This window comes from Pseudoalteromonas sp. 1_2015MBL_MicDiv, from assembly GCF_002407505.1.
GTDB lineage: Bacteria > Pseudomonadota > Gammaproteobacteria > Enterobacterales > Alteromonadaceae > Pseudoalteromonas > Pseudoalteromonas fuliginea.
Genome location: NZ_CP012737.1, coordinates 2053231 through 2073089, shown reverse-complemented (window position 1 = coordinate 2073089; position 19859 = coordinate 2053231). Strand labels below are relative to the sequence as shown.

Here is a 19859-nt window from a genome sequence, read left to right as displayed (position 1 = left end):
ATAATTACCTCGGTGTTTATTAATTTAGGTTAGGCGTGTTGAACTTTTGTGGGTGAAATTTCAAAAATAGACCTGTTTTTTAGTCAAAATACAGCCTAAATAATGTGGTGTTACTTATAAGGGATTATTTATAAATAGGCGATAGCGCAGCATAAATGCCAAACATACGCTGCCAATTGCATTCTCCCTTATGACTTATGACTCTTTGCCGCTTATATTGAGATAGGTAAAGCGCGTTAGTAATCTGCAGACATCTTACTTATTGTTAATGTAAGTCAGTAAGGTAACGCAGGAGCAGCTAGCTAGCCCAAAGGTTATAAACCATGCGCCGCGATATAGCCCCTTGACGGAACAAGTTTCAATCTTGAATGCTGAAAACTTATACGTAAATAGTTACCCGTTACTAATAAAGTAATTGCAAAATTAGTACATAAAATGGATTTACGATGCCATCTCAGGTTATCAATCTTTAAGTAACTAAAAGCTGAATATTGAAAAATTAGCCCTTATAGGCCTGTAAGTTCTGGTTGCTAGGATATTTAATTGTTTAATACTCTATACTGTTTAGTAGCTCAATTTAGTGGCGAAGGTAAATGTTAAAAAAGAATATTTTTTTAAGAAGCACAAAAAATAACAAGCTGATACTTTTGGTCGTAATAACATTTATAGTTATTTCATTACCCTCAATTTATTTATTTGAGGAAAAAGTAAGAAGTGACGTTTATCATACGGCTCAAATTGAATTAAAAAGAGAATTAGAAACAAAAACGCTGTCTTTAAAAAAGCACTTTAAAGACAGCGTTACTGCTATCCGATTTCTAGATGCTACACCACCAATCCAAGGTATTTCTCGTGCCTCAGAACATAAATTGATAGATCCACTATTGGGTACGCCAATTGCGGTCTGGCAAGAACGACTAGCAAGTATATTTTCGGGTTTTATGCGCACAGACGAAAGCATATTACAGGCACGTTATATTTCACTAGCAGACGGTGGCCAAGAAGTTGTTCGGGTCGATCGTACTGAGCTTGGCAGCCTAGTTAGACTCTATGGAGAACAATTACAACAAAAAGGACAACGAGACTACGTAATTAAAGCCAGTATATTAGATGCAAATTCAGTTTACATTTCCCCCATAAATTACAATCGAGAAAATGGCGAAATACAGCAGCCTTACATTAGTACTTTTCGAGTTGCTAAACCTGTTTTCGATGAACATAAGCAAGTGTTTGCAGTGCTAGTCACTAATTATTTTGCAGACGAATTATTTAAAAGCTTAATTGTAGAGTCTCCAAAGGGCGTTGCTATTTACTTAATGAATAATGAAGGAGAATTTTTATACCATCCAGATACTGACTTACGATTTGGCTTTGAGTTTAACCAAAGTAGGACTTGGGATGATGAATTTAATGAAGCCGAAGAAATGTCTGTTGGCAATACACTACCAATAAATAGTTACCCTCAACAATACTACTTAAAAAAACGGATTTATTTTGAAGGAGATATCGCGATGCTCCCTCTTGAATTAGCTGTTAGCTTAAATACTCATGATTTATTATTGAAAGTAAGTGAAAGGCGACAAAATTTCATTATTTTACTCGTAGTGTTTTTTAGCATATTTTTAATAATAACCTCTATATATCAAAGATTCATAAACCGTAAATTACTTATACATTCATTGAAAGAGCAAAATAACAAAGTAATAGAAAATTCTTTGGACGCTATTTTTACAATTGAAGAAACAGGACAAATTGTTCATTTTAATAACACGGCTAAAAATGTATTTGGCAGTACTCTCAAGGACAAAGAAAACGATTTCATTTCACTATTTAACTTAAATAAAGCGGATATTAATTGTATTGAAGAAACTATAATTGATGGGGCAAAAATGCCCTTCGAAGCTATTTATACTGATGCATTTGGTAACAAGCAATTTTATTCGATAACACTCAGTAGTATTTTTGATGTGTATAACAACCGCTATCAAGTTGCTGCGATTTTAAGAAATATTACTTCACTGAAAAACATACAATCAGAACTTGAAGGTTTAAATAGTACTTTAGAGCTTAAAGTATCCCAAAGAACCATAGAACTCGAACGCGCTATAGATCAAGCCCTAGCAGCGAGCCAAGCAAAAAGTGACTTTGTTGCTAACATTTCTCATGAAATTCGTACCCCAATGAACGGCGTATTAGGCATGCTAGAAATGTTAAAAGAGGAGGGGGTATCTGAGCAACAGCATCATTATTTAAAATTAGCTAACAGCAGTGCACATTCATTAATGAACTTAATTAATGACATCTTAGACTTCTCTAAAATTGAAGCCGGAAAACTCGATATTGATAATCATACTTTTGATGTTGTCACCGTATGCAGTGATATGATTACTTCTTTAGCATTGCAAGGACAACGAAAAGGACTTGAAGTTTTTTTAGATACAAAAGACGTTATCGACCGGATGGTGATTGGTGACAGTCACCGCTTAAAACAAATTTTGATAAACTTAGTTAATAATGCCTTTAAGTTTACCCACAAAGGTGAGGTTAGCTTAACAATTGGCTCTAAGTACATCACCAATTCTAAACTGTTAATGAGTTTTACGATCAAAGATACCGGGATTGGTATTGCTCCTGAAAATTTAGATAGATTATTCGAGGTGTTTACACAAGAGGATTCAAGTACGACTCGTCACTTTGGTGGAACAGGTTTAGGTTTATCTATTTGCAAAAAGTTAGCCCAGTTGATGGGAGGTAATATTACGGTTACTAGTAAAAAAGGGATTGGCAGTGTTTTTATTGCTACGGTAGAGTTGCATGTTGCACAGCAGAAAAAGTTAAATACCAGCATTGAATTAGCGACATCAATTAACGTGGCAACATTAATTGCGCGTGATAACGTATTTAACAACGTCACAAATTTACTAATACATGCGTGTAAAATAGATAAGGATAAAATTGTCCGCTTAGATTATTTTAGTGGACATAGTGCATTTGATGCCGACTTATTAATTATAGATGATGAGCATCCACAAATTGACGCCCTCATTAGTTTTTGTAATCAATATGATAAGAAATATGTGCTGATTTTACGTGATATGGTAGTAAACAAGCAGTCTACGATAGTGGCCGAATATAGCCATATTTTAAATAAACCACTTACCCAAGATCAGTTTAGCTACAAGTTAGCGAGTTTATTCGGCGCAAATAATGAACTTGTGGTTGCAGCAGCTAACCATTTAATTGAAGAACCTATAGAGCCAGACTTATCGAATTTTAACGTATTATTAGTTGATGATAATATGATCAACGTTGAAGTTGCTAAAGCTATTTTAAAACATACGAAAGTAAAAATAACCACCGCATCAGATGGCTTAGAAGCATTAGAGGTATTAAAACTACATGAGGGTCAAACCTTCGATATTATTTTAATGGATTGTCAAATGCCAAATCTCAACGGTTACGATACTACTAGCGCAATAAGAAGTGGTAAAGCGGGAAGTGAATATTCGTATGTGCCAATTATTGCTATGACAGCAAGTGCGATGGAAGGCGACAGAGAGCGCTGTTTAGCTGCAGGGATGAACGATTATATTACTAAGCCAATAAAGCCACAAACGCTAAAGAGTAAGCTATTGACTTGGTTAAACTGAATCACATCCATTGTGTAAGTGTTCAGCTGCTATGCAGCTGATTTTTTTGGTTTAGCTTCTACTGAGCTGACTATCGGTGCAGCTAGTTTTGTAATATCAGCACTGTCGAGCACGGTTTGCGTATCTGACCAATGTAATAACTCAATTTTTCCATCTTTTTGCTCTACAAGTGCCGTGCAGCTCTCAATCCAATCCCCATCGTTGCAATACATAATCCCATCATCCACTTTTATTTTAGGGTGATGAATATGTCCACAAATAATACCATCTACTTTTTGTTTTTTAGCTTCGCGGATAGCGGCATCCTCAAAGGCTTCAATAGCTTCACGGGCTTTGTGTACTCGCGCTTTGATCCACGCGGCAAGTGAGTAGTAATTCCCACCAAATACTTTACGTATACGATTTATCCAACGATTTAAAAATAATAAAAAGTCGTATCCGGCATCACCAGCTATGCTAATGAGTTTGTTATAGCGAGTTGCGATATCAAATTCATCACCATGAACAAGCAAGAATCGCTTATTAGCTTTAGTGGTGTGAATAAACTGTTGATGGACCTCAACACCGAATAAAGTTTGATCAACGTAGTTACGAAACGTCTCATCGTGATTACCGGGAATATAAATGATGCGTGTCCCATTAGCTGCTTTTTGTTGTATAGAATTTAATACTTGATAATGTGAAGAGTGCCAATAAAACTGACGTTTCATTGACCATAAATCGATAATATCACCGACTAAATAAAGTGTATCGGATTCTACCGAGTTTAAAAAATCAAGTAAGTAATCAGCTTTACAATCTTTGTAACCTAAATGAACATCAGATATCCAAATGGCTGGATAATGTTGTTTTTTACGCAGTTGATTGTTTGTCATGCCCGTCATCCATAGTGTAATAATTAAACACTGTAGATAAATCTAATGACACTTATGAGACACTTTAACGAAGCCTCCATGACAATTTATACCAAGGCACGTAATTAAAAGATTTCTACAAAGCTAGGAAAGGTGAGTCATTGAGCAGCTATTATTACGCATAAAAAAGGCCGCATTTTAAATGCGGCCTTTTAGTCTATTTTGAGCGTGCGTGTTATTAACCTTTAACAGCCGCTTTAATTGCTTCAATTGCAGTGTCAATATCAATCATTAGCTTTTCACCGGTGCGGCGGTTTTTAAGCTCAACTTTATTCTCGTCAAGGTTACGCTCACCAATTACCAGCGTAAATGGTACACCAATTAGCTCCATGTCATTAAACATAACACCAGGGCGCTCTTTACGGTCATCAAATAACACATCAAGACCAGCATCTTTTAAACCTTGGTAAAGGTTATTTGCAATATCAGGAATACGATGCGATTTGTGCATGTTCATTGGAACAATCGCTAAATCGAATGGTGCGATTGATTTTGGCCAAATGATCCCGTATTGATCGTTGTTTTGCTCAATAGCAGCAGCAACAATACGTGAAACACCAATACCGTAACAACCCATGGTCATGGTTTGGTTTTTACCACCTTCGTTTAATACTCCCGCTTTCATTGCTTGTGAGTATTTAGTGCCAAGTTGGAATATATGACCTACTTCAATACCGCGTTTTATTTGTAAAACGCCTTGGCCACATGGGCTCATATCGCCTTCAACAATATTACGAATATCAGCAACTTCGTAATCAGTTACGTCACGATCCCAGTTAATACCGCTGTAATGCTCGTCGTCTTTATTAGCACCGGCAACAAAATCAGCAAGGATATTAGCGGCTCTATCAACAATAATAGGCATAGATAAGCCCACAGGGCCTAATGAGCCAGGTTTTGCACCAATAACAGCAACAATATCTGCCTCTGTTGCCATTTCAAGCGGAGAGTCTACTAATGGGTGCTTTTCAGCTTTTAATTCATTTAAATCATGATCGCCACGAAGTACAAGCGCCACTAAACCACGTACATCGTTTTCATCAGGTGCACCGTAAACAATTAAGGTTTTAACACCACGATGAGGTTTTACACCGTAATGCTTTTTAAGCTCATTAATTGTTTTAGCGTCAGGAGTAGGGAATGCTTTTAACTCTTTACTTGCTTCTGGGCGTGGATCGTTTGGCGCTAGTGCTTCTGCTTTTTCAATATTAGCTGCGTAATCACTGCCATCACTAAATGCAATTGCATCTTCGCCCGACTCAGCAAGTACATGAAACTCGTGAGATAAGCTACCACCAATAGACCCAGTATCAGCAAGTACAGGGCGGTAATCAAGACCTAAGCGCTCAAAAATATTACAATATGCCTTGTGCATCGCTTGATATGTTGCATCTAAACATTCTTCACTTAGGTGAAAAGAGTAGGCATCCTTCATTGTAAATTCACGAGCACGCATCACACCAAAGCGAGGACGGCGTTCGTCGCGTACTTTAGTTTGTACTTGGTATAAAGTAACTGGTAACTGTTTATAGCTATTAATTTCTTTACGGACGAAATCAGTAATCACTTCCTCGTGCGTTGGTCCAAGTGCAAATGTACGATTATGACGATCAGTAAAGCGCATTAGCTCAGGACCAAACTCATTCCAACGACCAGACTCTTCCCACAAATCAGCAGGTTGAATAACTGGCATTAGCATTTCAATGGCGCCAGCTTTGTCCATCTCTTCACGTACAATGTTTTCTACTTTACGTAGCACACGTAAACCAGAGGGTAACCAAGTGTATAAACCCGAAGCGACGCGACGGATCATACCGGCTCTAAGCATTAACTGATGCGATACGATTTCAGCATCTGATGGCGTTTCTTTAAGTGTTGCGAGTATATATTGGCTTGTACGCATGTTTTTTCCGAAATAGAGTAATTATGTTCTTTTAATAGAGCTTAAGTTTAACAGCGGATGCTTTTACACTAAAGCGCTAAGTGAGTTATTTAGTTTTTTTCTATGCTTGTTACTAGGTTATGCTCGCCATTGACTTGCCAGCGAATATTATAATTGTACAAAGTCATACCGTAGCTTTGCTCGCCATCTTTTTGTTTTTTATAGGCAGGGCGGGGATCTTGTTTTAAAACATTAGCTATAAAATCATGTAAATCTGGGTACTGTGTTTGCGCATTAACAAACTCAATTGCCTGAGGGCTAAATTCAACCGTCATTTGTGTTTCTGGGCGTGTATCTGCAAAGCCAGCACTGGCGTCAAACATTGCATCTGAATAGGGTAAGTACGGTTTAATATCGATAATGGGTGTGCCATCAAGTAAATCAATGCCAGCGAGTAATAAACTAAGTTGTCCGTTTTTATATTCAATACCTTCAAGTTTTACTGCGCTCATACCAATCGCGTTTGGTCTAAATGTAGCGCGGGTAGCAAATACACCTTTTCGCTCATTGCCACCTAAACGGGGTGGGCGAACCATAGCAGAATAACCTTTATCGGCCGTTTCATGAAAACGAAATAACAACCAAATATGAGTAAATTCATCTAAACCACGTACAAACTCTTCGCGATTAAAATCAGGTGCAAAAATAAGTTTTGCCTTGGCTTGTGGCACTAAACGAGGCTGCCTAGGTATAGCAAACTTTTGTTTATAAGGGGATTCAATGTGGCCAATAGCCGAAATGGTATAATCGCTCATAGTACTCGGATACAAATAAAATAGAGCGCTATTCTACCTTTATTTAGCGGCTATGGCATTAATGTGAATAAGTTTATTATTTATAGACTGCTTGGTTTATATGATGAAAATTAGCAGGCCTTAAAACATAAAAGGGTAAGCTCTTAAGCTTACCCTTTTAATACATGTTAAAGACTCATTAAAACATGTATTGAACTGATACAGACGCTACATCCATGTCTGGATCAATATCATCGTCAAGTTTGTAACGTTCATACTCTAAGCGAAATTGAACATTTGTTGTAAGCGCATATTCAATACCTGCACCGTAAAACGCATCTCCACCATCTGTAGAGGTTGATATACTTCCTACTGGTAAGTCTTGTGTGTAGTCTGCGTCCCATTCAAGCCAACCACCTTTTGCGTATACAGTGAAGCTTTCAGATAGAGGAAGCCCTAGGCGTGCGGCAAGTGATACGCCATCAATCTCAGCTTTACTGTCTATGTCACTAACTTCATCAAAGTTTTGGTAAGCAAGCTCTAAGCTTAAGTACTCGTTAAATTGAGTACCAACATACCCTTTGAGCATTTGTGCATCGTCGTCAAAGTCAGTGTCGTTGTCACTGTCTTCAAACTCAAAAGAATATTGACCGTAACCGATACCAGTATAAATACGTGGAGAATCAAAATCAGAAATATCAGCGTGTGCTGCTGTGTTAAAACCCAGTGTTGCTAATGCAAGTGCAGAAAGAGAAAGTGTTTTAATCATTGTGAATAGCTCCTTTACAAATTAAAAATTAATGTTCGATTAAGTCAATCAAACTTCAATTTAATAAGTGCAGTGAACATGCCAATTTTAAAAAAAAGTAAAAACCCCTCATAATACCTACTTTAGTACTGGTTATCACAAGGGGTTGTTTGGTTTTTAAGCAATGCGAGCTTTTGTAGTGATTTGTTTTCTAAGCAGTTTTGTACGTTTTACAAAACAACATGAGTTTTTTACACAGCTACATTTTGAATTTACAGAACAGCTAAAAGTTATACATTGTGTAACAGGTTTTCAGTTTCAATTGCTATTTCTTTCATTTTAATAGCGTAGTTTTCTAATTTTAAATCTTCGTCTGTCACAGCTTTAAATTCAGGCACTTCTACTGGATAACCCGTTTCATCCATTGCGACAAAACTTATAACACAGTGATTTGTTTCAACCATATTTTGTGTTTTTGGATCGCCACAACGTACTTGAATAAATATCTGCATACTTGTTTTACCGGTATGCGCTATTTTAGCTTCTACTTCGACAATTTGCCCTACTAATATTGGACGTCTAAATTTAACCCCAGCAACTGACACAGTCACACAATAATGACCACTCCAGCCAGCTGCACATGCATAACCAGCTTGGTCAATCCACTTCATGACGACTCCACCATGAACTTTACCACCAAAATTTACATCGGTAGGCTCTGCTAAAAAACGAAAAACAACTTTTGACGACGGCATAGATATTACTCATTTATTAATACTGCATATGAGCATAGCGCAAAAAAGGGGCCGAAGCCCCTGCAATTTAGGATATGTTTATAATTTATATGTAAAAAACGTAGTTATATAACTATACGACGCATAATTTAGTTACATATTAGGGTAATTTGGTCCACCAGCGCCTTCAGGTGTTACCCACGTAATGTTTTGGCTGGGGTCTTTAATATCGCAAGTTTTACAGTGCACACAGTTTTGGGCATTAATAACAAACACTTTATTGCCTGCTATTTCTTGTACTTCGTAAACGCCAGCAGGACAATAACGTTGTGCGGGTTCATCAAATTTAACTAGGTTTACGTTAATAGGAATTGACGCATCTTTAAGCTTTAAATGACACGGCTGTGATTCTTCGTGGTTAGTATTTGATAAAAACACACTTGAGAGTTTATCAAAGCTAAGTTGTCCATCTGGTTTTGGATACGCAATTTTGTCAGCAGCTTTTGCATCAACAAGGGTAGAGTGATCGGGCGTATTATCTTTAAATGTAAACGGTAAACCGCCATTAAAAATATTTTGATCAAGCGTGTTATACGCACCACCTATAAACTTACCAAGTTTGTGCATTGCAGGGCCAAAGTTACGAGATTGATATAGCTCTTTATATGCCCACGATTGCTCAAACGCCGTCTGGTATTTAGTTAAATCGGTATTTGCTAACTCATTTTGCAGCGCTTCGAAAATAACCTCAGCGGCAATCATTCCCGATTTCATTGCTGTGTGATTACCTTTAATTTTTGCAAAATTAAGTGTGCCTGCATCGCACCCTACAAGTAAACCACCAGCAAAATGCATTTTTGGTAATGAATGCAAGCCACCTTTAGCAATAGCACGCGCACCGTAAGCAATACGTTCAGCGCCTTCAAGTACGTTTTTAAAAACTGGATGGTGTTTCATTCGCTGAAACTCATCAAACGGACTCAAATGTGGGTTTGAGTAATTTAAATCAACAATTAAACCAACAACAACTTGATTGTTTTCACTGTGATACATAAATGCACCACCATTAGTATCGCCGCTAAGTGGCCAACCTGTACCATGAACTACCTTGCCAAGCTCATGTTTACTTTCATCTATTTGCCAAATTTCTTTAAAGCCTAAACCGTAATGCTGCGGCGATGAATCCGCATCAAGTGCAAACTCATTGATTAGTTGTTTACCTAAATGACCTCGGCAACCTTCGGCAAAAATAGTGTATTTTGCACGAAGCTCCATGCCTGGCATGTAACCGTCTTTTTCATTCCCTTCTTTGTCGACACCCATATCGCCAGTAATAATCCCTTTTACTGCTTTATCTTCAATTATTAAAGAGTGTGCGCTAAATCCTGGAAAAATCTCGACGCCTAAGTTTTCAGCTTGCTCTGCAAGCCATCGACACACGTTACCCATAGATACAATGTAGTTACCATCATTATGAAATGTTTTTGGTGTAGCAAAGTGGGGGATTGATGTCGCTTTTTGCTCGTTGTTAAACCAATAAATTTCATCGTTAGTTACTTTGGTTGTAACCGGTGCGCCAAGCTCTTGCCAATTAGGTAGTAGTTCATCCAAAGCTTTGGTTTCAAAAACAGCACCAGAGAGTACATGTGCACCTACTTCCGAACCTTTTTCGACTACGCAAATCATGCACTCTTGTTGTTTTTCTTGTGCTAATTGCGCGAGTTTAATTGCACTTGAAAGCCCGGCAGGGCCTGCACCAACAATTACTACATCAAATTCCATGGTTTCACGTTCGACCATAATAACCTCTTTATCTATGACGGACTTATTTGAATGTTTACTACGCATTTAAATAAGGTGTACAGCCTATTTTTAACCTTGCAAATTAAACGTTACAGACTGTGAATAGTTAAAGGTTATTTTAGGTTGACGTTTACGTCAACAGGAAGTAGTCTAATTTCATAAAATAAATAGGTTGACGTGCACGTTACCTTGTAGGTTTAAATAATTATGGAGTTCCTATGAAAGTTCTCGTACCAATAAAAAGAGTGATTGATTACAACGTAAAAGCACGCGTTAAAAGTGATAACAGCGACGTTGATTTAACCAACGTAAAAATGGCAATGAACCCGTTTTGTGAGATTGCCATAGAAGAAGCAATTCGCCTCAAAGAAGCCGGCACAGCCACTGAAGTGGTTGCCGTAACTATTGGTCCTAAAGCATCACAAGAACAATTACGCACAGCATTAGCATTGGGTGCTGACAAAGCCATTCACATCGAAACCGATGAAAAGCTCGAGTCACTTCATATTGCAAAGCTACTCGCTAAAATTGTAGAGCAAGAAACGCCTGAACTTGTCATTTTAGGTAAACAGTCAATTGACTCAGATAATAATCAAACAGGTCAAATGCTCGCTGCGCTTACTAATCGTGGGCAGGGTACATTTGCATCAAAAGTGGTTATTAAAGATGGCAAAGTAAACGTAACCCGCGAAGTTGATGGCGGGCTGCAAACGGTAGCACTTAATTTACCGGCAGTTGTTACAACCGACTTACGCTTAAACGAGCCTCGCTACGCATCACTGCCAAATATTATGAAAGCCAAACGTAAGCCGCTTGAAGTAATAGCAGCAGATTCGCTTGGTGTTGATTTAACACCGCGTATTCAATTAATAAGTGTTGAAGAGCCAGCTAGACGCACCGCAGGAATTATTGTTGAAGACGTTGCACAGCTTGTAGAAAAATTAAAAACAGAGGCAAAGGTGATTTAAATGAAAACACTCGTAATTGCAGAGCACGACAACGGTGCCTTAAAACCAGAAACCTCAAAAACTATTAACGCCGCAGTAAAAATGGGTTTTCCTATTGATATACTAATTGCAGGTAACAACTTAAGCGCAATGAGCTCACAAGTTGCCAGCATTGATGGCGTAGCTAATGTTTTAGTGGCCGATAATGTCGTTTATGAACATCAGTTAGCTGAGAGCATGAGCGATTTAGTGTTATCACTTAGCGACACCTACAGCCACATTGTTGCAAGTGCTACTACAACGGGCAAAAACTTTATGCCACGTGTTGCCGCGCTATTAGATGTCGCGCAAATTTCTGAAATTATCGCAGTAGTGGACGCAGATACATTTAAACGACCTATTTATGCAGGTAATGCAATCGCCACGGTTAAATCACTCGACAGTAAAAAAGTAATTACCGTACGTGCCAGTAGTTTTGATTTACAAGGTGAGCAATCAGCTGTTGCTTTAACAAATATTGATACAGTATCAGATTCGCAATTAAGCAGCTTTGTAAATGTTGAGCAAACAGAATCAGAACGTCCAGAGCTTACAGCTGCTAGTGTGGTCATATCGGGTGGTCGCGGTATGCAAAACGGCGAAAACTTTGCATTACTTAATGGTATTGCCGATAAACTAGGTGCAGCTATTGGTGCGTCGCGTGCAGCAGTTGACGCAGGCTTTGTACCTAACGACATGCAAGTAGGGCAGACCGGTAAAATTGTAGCGCCTAACTTATACATTGCCGTGGGGATTAGCGGTGCTATTCAGCATTTAGCGGGCATGAAAGACTCAAAAGTAATCGTCGCGATTAATAAAGACCCAGATGCACCTATTTTTCAAGTCGCTGATTACGGTTTAGTGGCTGACTTATTTGAAGTACTGCCACAGCTTGAAGGCGCTTTATAACGCTTAATCGAGCAAAATTTATTCTGGTTGAAAGCCGTGGTGTTCTTTGAGTGCTGCGGCTTTTTTATTCGGTTAATTCAAGACACAAAAAAACCAGCCAATTGGCTGGTTTTTAGTATTTATAAACATCTTACTAAATATTAGTAAGTTGCGCTGCCTTTAGTACGAGGGAAGGCAATAACGTCACGTACGTTGCCCATACCTGTTACATAAGCAACTAAGCGTTCAAAGCCTAAACCAAAGCCTGAATGTGGCACGCTACCGTATTTACGTAAATCGCGGTACCAGCTGTAATCTTCTTTGTTTAAGCCCATTTCTTCTAAGCGTGCATCAAGTACATCAAGACGTTCTTCACGTTGTGAACCGCCAATGATCTCACCAATACCAGGTGCTACAACATCCATTGCGGCAACGGTTTTACCGTCTTTGTTTTGGCGCATGTAGAATGCTTTAATATCACGTGGGTAGTTTTTAATAACTACCGGTGCTTTAAAGTGCTCTTCAGCTAAGTAACGCTCGTGCTCAGACTGTAAATCTACACCCCATTCAACAGCGTACTCAAACTTTTTTCCACAGTTTTTAAGGATTTCTACAGCGTCTGTGTAATCAACTTGTGCAAAGTCTTTATCTACAAACTCTTCTAAACGCGTAATTGCGGTTTTTTCTACACGTTGTGCAAAAAATTCCATGTCATCACGGCGCTCTTCAAGTACCGCTTTAAACACATACTTAAGCATGTTTTCAGCCAGTTTTGCTATATCTTCTAAATCAGCAAACGCAACTTCTGGCTCTACCATCCAAAATTCTGCAAGGTGGCGAGATGTATTTGAATTTTCTGCGCGGAATGTAGGGCCAAATGTATAAATTTTTGACATTGCAGACGCGTAAGTTTCGCCATTTAACTGACCAGATACAGTAAGGAATGCTTCTTTACCGAAGAAATCTTCGCTGTAATCAACATCGCCTTTGTCTGTAAGTGGTAAGTTTTGCATATCAAGCGTTGATACACGGAACATTTCGCCAGCGCCTTCACAGTCACTTGCCGTAATAATTGGCGTGCTGATCCAGTAAAAGCCTTGCTCGTGGTAAAAACGGTGAATAGCTTGTGCTAAACAGTTACGTACACGAGTTACCGCGCCAATCATATTTGTACGAGGGCGAAGGTGAGCGTGCTCACGTAAGTACTCAATGCTGTGGCGCTTTGCCGACATTGGGTATGAATCTGGGTTTTCTACCCAACCTAACACAGTCACTGAGTTAGCTTGAATTTCGTAAGATTGACCTTGGCCAGCAGATTGTACTAAAACACCAGTAACCGACACAGAACAACCGGCTGTTAAGCTAGTAACTTCATCATAATTATTCAGTGAATTAGGAACTACCGCTTGAATAGGATCAAAACACGAACCGTCATGAACGGCTAAAAATGAAATTCCTACTTTTGAATCGCGGCGAGTACGGATCCAGCCCTTAATTGTTACTTGGCTGTCTACCGCAACATTGCCTTTTAATAGCTCTGAAATCGCTAAATGGCTCATCTTCACTCCAATGATATAAGTTGCCTAACTATTTTATTTTAACTGTGCGCAACACTCGGGCATAAATTGCACATAAACGGCGCTGCACTTGAACCCTGTATCTTACCTAGTAAAGTTAAATAAAAAAACTATTGTGGGCAACTCTTTAAAAGTTTTTATGCATGCGGTTTATTTTTAAGCAGTTTTAGAGGGTTTATTACTTCTAATGTTATTTGTTACTCTCAAATTTAGTGATTTTGTGGCATTATTAACAAACTAATTAAATTTATTTTTATTCACCTTTAAAAAATCGATGCTATGAAACAAGTTTTTATATTACGTGGACTACCTGGAAGTGGTAAGTCTTATTACGCGCAAAACCTTGCCGACGAATTAGGCGGCGCTGACGAAAGCCAGTACCTAATTTGCTCAACAGATGATTACTTTATTAATGAGCAAGGCGAGTATCATTTTGACAAGTTTAAATTACCGCAATTTCACAATTTAAATTTAGCGCGTTTTATAAATGCACTTTCCCAAGGCACGCCTTTGGTAATTGTAGATAACACTAATATTAAAAAGTGGGAATTTGTAGCGTATTCGCAAGCGGCTATCGCTTTAGGTTATCAAGTAAAAGAAGTGATAGTGGGTGAAGTGAAAGACAAATCAATGCAGCATTTATACGCTAAACGCAACTCCCATCACATCCCACTTAAAACGATTAGCAAAATGGCGTACATGTTTGAGTGGTAATCACTTAGAGATTAGATAAGGCTTTTATATCGCATTGTGTAATGGCATCTAAATGAGCAGTGATTTTTTCATTGCTCCAATCCCACCAAGCTATATCTAGCAGCGTATTTATTGTTTTATCGTCAAATCTGGTTTTTATCACTTTAGCGGGATTTCCACCTACAACGCTATAAGCAGGTACATCGCAGGTAACAACTGATTTACTGGCAATAATAGCGCCGCTGCCAATTTTTACCCCGGGCATAATTGTAGCGTTATAACCAATCCAAACATCATGACCAATTTCTGTATTGCCTTTAAAGGGTAAATCATTTGATTTTGGTTCAAATTTTTCCCAGCCATTACCAAATATAAAAAATGGATAAGTAGAAAATCCAGAAGTTTGATGGTTAGCGCCATTCATTATAAAAGTAACGTCTTTAGCTATCGCACAAAACTTACCTATGATCAGACGATCCCCAATAAAATCGAAATGGTAAAGCACATTTTTTTCAAAATTCTCAGGGCCATCAGGATCGTCATAATATGTATAATCGCCTACTTCAATATTGATAGAAGTAATATAGTTTTTTAAAAAACCTACTTGAGGAAAACCTTCCATTGGTGAAGGATTATTGGGGTTTGGTCCGTTCATGGGGTTTCCTCTTAATTTTGAGTTAGGTATAGATATTAATCTATAGATTTATAAACGGCTAGTGGGTGCGATGTGCTTAGTGATACATGCACTTCATCGCCTGGGTTTACCACAACTTCATGGCTTACTCTGCTAGTTACCACCGTAGAGCACGCAAGTTTTACAGCGCACAAGCGGCTGCCACCTTCAAAGCGTACCCAAATTACTTCGCCGTTATTACCAACACTGCTTTGTACAAGTAACACATCGTCTGGTCGAAGTAGTACATCAACGTCGCCACTTTCACAGTCAACGCCATGAGCGGGCGCATTACCAATTGAGGTAGTGGCTTGTCCTTGGCTAAATTGGCCGCTAATAAAGCTGGCTTCACCTAAAAAGCGTGCCACAAAGCGATTGTTTGGGGTACTAAAGCAGCGCTCTGGTGTATCAATTTGCTGAATTTTGCCGCCTTTAAGCACACCAACACGATCGCCAACTGAGAGTGCTTCTTCTTGGTCGTGTGTTACCCAAATCGCCGGTACGCCAGCAGCTTTAAGTGCGTTTCTAATATCCCAACGAAGCATGTCTTTAAGGGCGGCATCTAAGTTTGAAAGCGGCTCATCAAGTAATACAAAGTCAGGTTGGTGGGCAAGGGTGCGCGCAAGTGCTACACGTTGCTTTTGTCCGCCAGAAAGCGTTGCTGGTTTTTTGTCTCTAAAATCGCTCAACCCAAGTAGATTTATCCAATACTCAGCAGGAGCTGTATCTTTTAATCTAAAGCAAATGTTTTGCTGTACGGTTAAGTGCGGAAATAACGCAAAATCTTGAAATACCATACCTACACTGCGTTTTTCAGGAGGTAGTGTTAATTTGGGTGTAGCGCGCCATTTACCCGTGTTTATTTCGCCTTCGCTAATAGGTATAAGGCCAGCAAGGGCTTGTAAAATTGTACTTTTACCACAACCTGTTGGCCCTACAAGCATAAGGATTTCGTTTTCACCCAGCGAAAAGTTTAAATCGCTTACTACGCGGTTACTGCCATAATCTATAGACAACTGACTTACAGATAGCATTATTTTTTAAATCCTTAATGTTCAAACTGGTTGCGTTTTTCGCCAGACATCATAATAGCTAACCCGCAGGCAGATATCACTACTAACAATAATCCAGGAATAGCAGCGCGACCAAAGTAGCCCGCTTCGTATACACGCCATAAATAGGTAGAGAGTGTTTCAAACCCTGTTGGGCCAAGGAGTAGCGTGGCTTCTAGTTCGCGCATTGACTCTAAAAACACCAATGCTGCACCGGCAATAATACCGCGCATAGTTAAAGGCAGTGTTATACGAGTAAATACTTCATGTGGGCTTGCCCCTAATACGCGCGCAGACTTTACTAAGCTTGGATCTAAGTGTTCAGTGCTTGTTCTAACAGAGCCTACAGCAAGTGGTAAAAATCGCAGCATATAAGCAATAATAAGCAATCCCAGTGTTTGATATAAAAACGGTAACTGCAAACCACCGTAAACAAGCGCTGTGCCCATTACTATGCCCGGAATACCAAAACCAAAGTAAGTAACACGCTCCATTATACGACCCGCTTTTCCACTCAGTGCGGCATGTGCAACGGGGATCGCAACGATAACAGCTACAATTGCCGCAATACCCGATGAATACGTAGAGTTCCATGCAATATTAAAATCAAATGAGCTAAAACCATCACGAGCTAACCAAAGTGAAAATATAGCCAAAGGCAAGCCAATAGCGAGTAGTAAAACAGGTGCAAACGTAACAAACATGGCACTTAACTGTAATTTGTTTGGAAATAAAATTAACGGACGACCATTGCGCTCAGGTGCTGTTTTTATTTGTGATTCAACTAAAAGTAAAAAACCGACAATAACCATCAGTTGAAGTGAAAGCATTGCAGCGCGCCCTAACGCAAAGGCGTTGTATTCAACATAAATTACGCGGGTAAAGGTATCTAGGCGCATCATTGCGGGCGTGCCAAAGTCTGATAACGTATAAAGCGCGACTAACAAAGAGCCTGCTGCAATACCGTTAACTACGCGCGGTAATATAACTTTAAATATACTTTGCGTCATCGACATTCCCAGCGTACGCGCGGCATTAACCATGCTTGCGTCAAGGCTCAGTAGGGATGAGCGAGTTGTCATCATTACAAACGGGAAGGTATAAAGCGTCATTACAATGGCGGCACCTGTTAGGCCATACATTGATGGTGTTTCTATTCCTGTTAAGGTATTTATTTCGCCACCGGGGCCAAAAGCAGCATAAAGTGTAAATGCGCCAATATAACTGGGAATTGCAAGTGGGGCTGCAAATACAACCAGCCAGAGCTTTTTAAATGGTAAATGCACATACGCGCTAATAAACGCCAGTGGCACACCAATTAAAATAGATCCGAGTACCGTTAAACCCATTAACGATAACGTGTTACCTAAAATTTGAAGATTGTGGGTGTCAAACACTGAGCTTGCATCGCTTGCAAGCACAATTAATACATAAACAGGGGTAAGCGCAACAAGCGCTGCAAGCAGCGCCATTGGATAAGAGGCAGGTATTTTCATTACAATACGCCGCTGCTTCGCATCAAATCTATAGTAGGGCGTAAATCAGCTAGCTGTGTTAAATCTACTTTAGGTGGAGAAATATTAGCAAGTGACGGTAAACCCTCAGGTTGGGTAATACCATTTACTAACGGAATTTCGTACGCTTCACTGGCTAAGTAACCCTGTACTTCTTTACTTAGTAAGTAACGCATAAAGTTAGTTGCAAGCGGATCGTCGTTAAGCGCTAATACACCCGATGCATTAACTAAACAGCCCGCATCATTTTGTGTAAATGCTAAATCTAGCTTGGCATCAGGCTTACCTGATTTTAAACGCAAAGTGTAATAGTGATTTGCAAAACCAATATCAACTTCACCGCGCTCAACGCCCATAACAACACCTAGCTCGCCGGCGTATGTTTTAGCACGTTTTTGAATCTTTTTAAGCCACTTAGCGGTTTTGTCGTCGCCTTCTAAAATTCGCATTGCGGTTACAAACGATTGAAAAGAAGCGTAGGCGGGTGCCCAACCAATACTTAAATCGCTGTCGGCAATTTCCATAATACTTGTTGGAATTTGATCTTTAGTCAAACGCGACGTGTTATATGGCAATGTACGAATACGGCCAGTTACTGGTGCCCATTCTTTATATCTAAACTGTGGTTGTAACTGAGCAGATAAATCACCTGGGATAGGTTGTGCAAGGCCAGCATCGGTTACTAAACCAATTGCGCCTGAATCAACCGCCCAAAATAAATCAGCGCGGCGAACGCCAGCTTTAGCTTCTGCAACAATCGTATTTGCTAAAGCAGCAGTAGGACCTCGGCGTATACCGAGTTTAAAGTCTGGATTTTTTTTCTGGATTGCTTGTAATACGTTTTCATACAAACCACCTTCGCCTCGGCCTAAATAAAGCGTTAACTCGCCTTTAAGCTTTGGTAAATCGTCAACAGAAACAGGGTTTGCTATATCAGCGGCTAGCGCACGAGAAAGAGGCAGTGGCAATGAGCCAACCACCCCTAACGCAGCTAGGCCTTGAATAAAGGTCCTACGCTTCACTTAAAATACATCCTTACGGGCTTTTTCGGCTTTTTCTATTAAAACCTTAGCGCGGTCTAATTTTGTTTGCATGTCACTGATCACATCGCGTACTTCGTCTACGCTTTTGCTGTTTTTAATGGCTTGTGGCAGTGTTACGTTAAAGTCTTTTTCCAGCACTTCAACTAGTTTTGCATCTTGTTCAATAAGAGTACCTTCAACGCCTTCAAACAGGTGTAGATAAGTATCGTGAACAATTTCAGTTGCTTCGTCTCGTAAACGCTCAGCAAATTTAGCTACTACACGGTCTAATTTATGCTTAATTTCATCAATTGTGGCACTTTGTGTCATTTGAGTTGTAGCGGTTGCTTTTACAGTGTCTAACAAGCCTTTTTGCTGGAATTTTGCAGCAAGCTTAACAGCCCCAAGGCCTTGCCACAAGGCTATGTTCATCGCTTTTTGCTGTTTACGAACTTCCTCAGCAGGCTCTTTATTATCAATGGCCATTTTTACGCCATAAAGACCCTGCCAAATAGAAGCGTATACTGGTACAAAGTTAGTTTCTATTGCGCTGTGAAACTTAACTGATTCCCAATATTCAATTAAATCATCAGTTTTTACAGATTTTGCGCCTTTAGTATCGTAGTCGCTTACCATGGTATCAACTTTGCCTACCATCCATTCTACTTCTTCTGCGTAACTTTTAAGGTTAGCTTGAAGATGATTAACATGCTCGCCAATAGGGCCGTTAGCTAATACTGGTTGAGCCATAAACGCCGAGGCTAGTAAAAGGCTTGCACCTAAAGTTTTGGCTGGTTTAAATAGTAATTTCATAGCAAAGAAGTCCAAAAGGTAATTGTAAATGATAGACATTATCATATAGCTAATAGTTAACGAGATCAATAACTACAAACTCGCTTAATAGATAAAAACACTAAATGTAGCGGTAG

Annotated in this window: 16 protein-coding genes; 4 read left to right on the top strand and 12 right to left on the bottom strand. The window is 39.3% G+C overall.

Going from position 1 to position 19859, the window contains the following annotated elements:
• The first annotated feature begins 647 nt into the window (after positions 1–647).
• The gene (locus tag AOR04_RS09390; RefSeq protein ID WP_096794112.1) at positions 648–3650 is read left to right on the top strand and encodes an ATP-binding protein; all 3003 of its coding nucleotides are present in this window, start codon (positions 648–650) and stop codon (positions 3648–3650) included.
• A gap of 29 nt (positions 3651–3679) precedes the next feature.
• Here the strand turns inward: AOR04_RS09390 and AOR04_RS09385 are convergent, their stop codons facing one another.
• The 6 genes from AOR04_RS09385 to AOR04_RS09360 all read right to left on the bottom strand — a co-directional run bounded on the left by AOR04_RS09385 (position 3680) and on the right by AOR04_RS09360 (position 10522).
• A complete protein-coding gene (locus AOR04_RS09385; protein ID WP_096793170.1) occupies positions 3680–4525 on the bottom strand; it encodes a UDP-2,3-diacylglucosamine diphosphatase in 846 nt (281 codons plus the stop codon).
• Between the two features lie 217 nt (positions 4526–4742).
• Positions 4743–6467: a proline--tRNA ligase gene (locus AOR04_RS09380; RefSeq protein ID WP_096793169.1), complete on the bottom strand. Its 1725-nt coding sequence runs from the start codon at positions 6465–6467 to the stop codon at positions 4743–4745.
• Between the two features lie 89 nt (positions 6468–6556).
• Positions 6557–7261, bottom strand: a complete 705-nt coding sequence (gene tsaA, locus AOR04_RS09375) for a tRNA (N6-threonylcarbamoyladenosine(37)-N6)-methyltransferase TrmO (protein ID WP_033031846.1) — start codon at positions 7259–7261, stop codon at positions 6557–6559.
• Between the two features lie 178 nt (positions 7262–7439).
• Positions 7440–8009: an outer membrane beta-barrel protein gene (locus AOR04_RS09370; RefSeq protein ID WP_008133741.1), complete on the bottom strand. Its 570-nt coding sequence runs from the start codon at positions 8007–8009 to the stop codon at positions 7440–7442.
• Between the two features lie 269 nt (positions 8010–8278).
• The gene (locus AOR04_RS09365; protein ID WP_007375777.1) at positions 8279–8743 is read right to left on the bottom strand and encodes an acyl-CoA thioesterase; all 465 of its coding nucleotides are present in this window, start codon (positions 8741–8743) and stop codon (positions 8279–8281) included.
• A 132-nt stretch (positions 8744–8875) separates the two neighbouring features.
• Positions 8876–10522, bottom strand: coding sequence for an electron transfer flavoprotein-ubiquinone oxidoreductase (locus tag AOR04_RS09360; protein ID WP_096793168.1), 1647 nt, complete (start codon positions 10520–10522; stop codon positions 8876–8878).
• A gap of 221 nt (positions 10523–10743) precedes the next feature.
• On the opposite strand from AOR04_RS09360, the gene AOR04_RS09355 reads away from it, so the two are divergent.
• Entirely contained in the window at positions 10744–11493 is a 750-nt protein-coding gene (locus AOR04_RS09355; protein ID WP_096793167.1) for an electron transfer flavoprotein subunit beta/FixA family protein, read from the top strand.
• On the top strand, positions 11494–12420 hold the full coding sequence (locus tag AOR04_RS09350; protein ID WP_096793166.1) for an electron transfer flavoprotein subunit alpha/FixB family protein: 927 nt from the start codon (positions 11494–11496) through the stop codon (positions 12418–12420).
• A 140-nt stretch (positions 12421–12560) separates the two neighbouring features.
• Here AOR04_RS09350 and asnS read toward each other — a convergent pair whose 3' ends face one another.
• Positions 12561–13958, bottom strand: a complete 1398-nt coding sequence (asnS, locus tag AOR04_RS09345; RefSeq protein ID WP_096793165.1) for an asparagine--tRNA ligase — start codon at positions 13956–13958, stop codon at positions 12561–12563.
• Between the two features lie 297 nt (positions 13959–14255).
• On the opposite strand from asnS, the gene AOR04_RS09340 reads away from it, so the two are divergent.
• Positions 14256–14690: an AAA family ATPase gene (locus AOR04_RS09340; RefSeq protein WP_008133749.1), complete on the top strand. Its 435-nt coding sequence runs from the start codon at positions 14256–14258 to the stop codon at positions 14688–14690.
• Between the two features lie 4 nt (positions 14691–14694).
• On the opposite strand, the gene AOR04_RS09335 is transcribed toward AOR04_RS09340, so the two are convergent.
• Genes AOR04_RS09335 through AOR04_RS09315 form a run of 5 tightly spaced genes read right to left on the bottom strand, consistent with a single transcriptional unit; the run spans position 14695 to position 19743 of the window.
• On the bottom strand, positions 14695–15324 hold the full coding sequence (locus tag AOR04_RS09335) for a Vat family streptogramin A O-acetyltransferase (protein ID WP_096793164.1): 630 nt from the start codon (positions 15322–15324) through the stop codon (positions 14695–14697).
• 35 nt (positions 15325–15359) lie between these two features.
• Positions 15360–16376 (bottom strand): ABC transporter ATP-binding protein, encoded by a 1017-nt coding sequence (locus AOR04_RS09330; protein ID WP_096793163.1) that lies wholly within the window; start codon positions 16374–16376, stop codon positions 15360–15362.
• Positions 16377–16390: 14 nt separating this feature from the next.
• Positions 16391–17890, bottom strand: a complete 1500-nt coding sequence (locus tag AOR04_RS09325; RefSeq protein WP_096793162.1) for an ABC transporter permease — start codon at positions 17888–17890, stop codon at positions 16391–16393.
• Positions 17890–18930 carry an extracellular solute-binding protein gene (locus tag AOR04_RS09320; protein ID WP_096793161.1) on the bottom strand — a complete coding sequence of 347 codons (1041 nt, stop codon included), beginning with the start codon at positions 18928–18930 and terminating at the stop codon, positions 17890–17892. Before AOR04_RS09320 ends, AOR04_RS09325 begins: the two co-directional genes overlap by 1 nt.
• Complete coding sequence (locus AOR04_RS09315; RefSeq protein ID WP_002961238.1) at positions 18931–19743, bottom strand: hypothetical protein; 813 nt, start codon at positions 19741–19743, stop codon at positions 18931–18933.
• Positions 19744–19859 lie beyond the last annotated feature (116 nt).

Excerpts from the sequence above, each read along its gene's own strand:
- AOR04_RS09370 (WP_008133741.1), bottom strand. The coding sequence starts at position 8,009 with ATGATTAAAACACTTTCTCTTTCTGCACTTGCATTAGCAACACTGGGT.
- AOR04_RS09335 (WP_096793164.1), bottom strand. The coding sequence starts at position 15,324 with ATGAACGGACCAAACCCCAATAATCCTTCACCAATGGAAGGTTTTCCT.
- AOR04_RS09385 (WP_096793170.1), bottom strand. The coding sequence starts at position 4,525 with ATGACAAACAATCAACTGCGTAAAAAACAACATTATCCAGCCATTTGG.
- AOR04_RS09355 (WP_096793167.1), top strand. The coding sequence starts at position 10,744 with ATGAAAGTTCTCGTACCAATAAAAAGAGTGATTGATTACAACGTAAAA.
- AOR04_RS09330 (WP_096793163.1), bottom strand. The coding sequence starts at position 16,376 with ATGCTATCTGTAAGTCAGTTGTCTATAGATTATGGCAGTAACCGCGTA.
- AOR04_RS09380 (WP_096793169.1), bottom strand. The coding sequence starts at position 6,467 with ATGCGTACAAGCCAATATATACTCGCAACACTTAAAGAAACGCCATCA.
- AOR04_RS09325 (WP_096793162.1), bottom strand. The coding sequence starts at position 17,890 with ATGAAAATACCTGCCTCTTATCCAATGGCGCTGCTTGCAGCGCTTGTT.
- AOR04_RS09365 (WP_007375777.1), bottom strand. The coding sequence starts at position 8,743 with ATGCCGTCGTCAAAAGTTGTTTTTCGTTTTTTAGCAGAGCCTACCGAT.
- AOR04_RS09350 (WP_096793166.1), top strand. The coding sequence starts at position 11,494 with ATGAAAACACTCGTAATTGCAGAGCACGACAACGGTGCCTTAAAACCA.
- AOR04_RS09315 (WP_002961238.1), bottom strand. The coding sequence starts at position 19,743 with ATGAAATTACTATTTAAACCAGCCAAAACTTTAGGTGCAAGCCTTTTA.
- asnS (WP_096793165.1), bottom strand. The coding sequence starts at position 13,958 with ATGAGCCATTTAGCGATTTCAGAGCTATTAAAAGGCAATGTTGCGGTA.
- tsaA (WP_033031846.1), bottom strand. The coding sequence starts at position 7,261 with ATGAGCGATTATACCATTTCGGCTATTGGCCACATTGAATCCCCTTAT.
- AOR04_RS09340 (WP_008133749.1), top strand. The coding sequence starts at position 14,256 with ATGAAACAAGTTTTTATATTACGTGGACTACCTGGAAGTGGTAAGTCT.
- AOR04_RS09360 (WP_096793168.1), bottom strand. The coding sequence starts at position 10,522 with ATGGTCGAACGTGAAACCATGGAATTTGATGTAGTAATTGTTGGTGCA.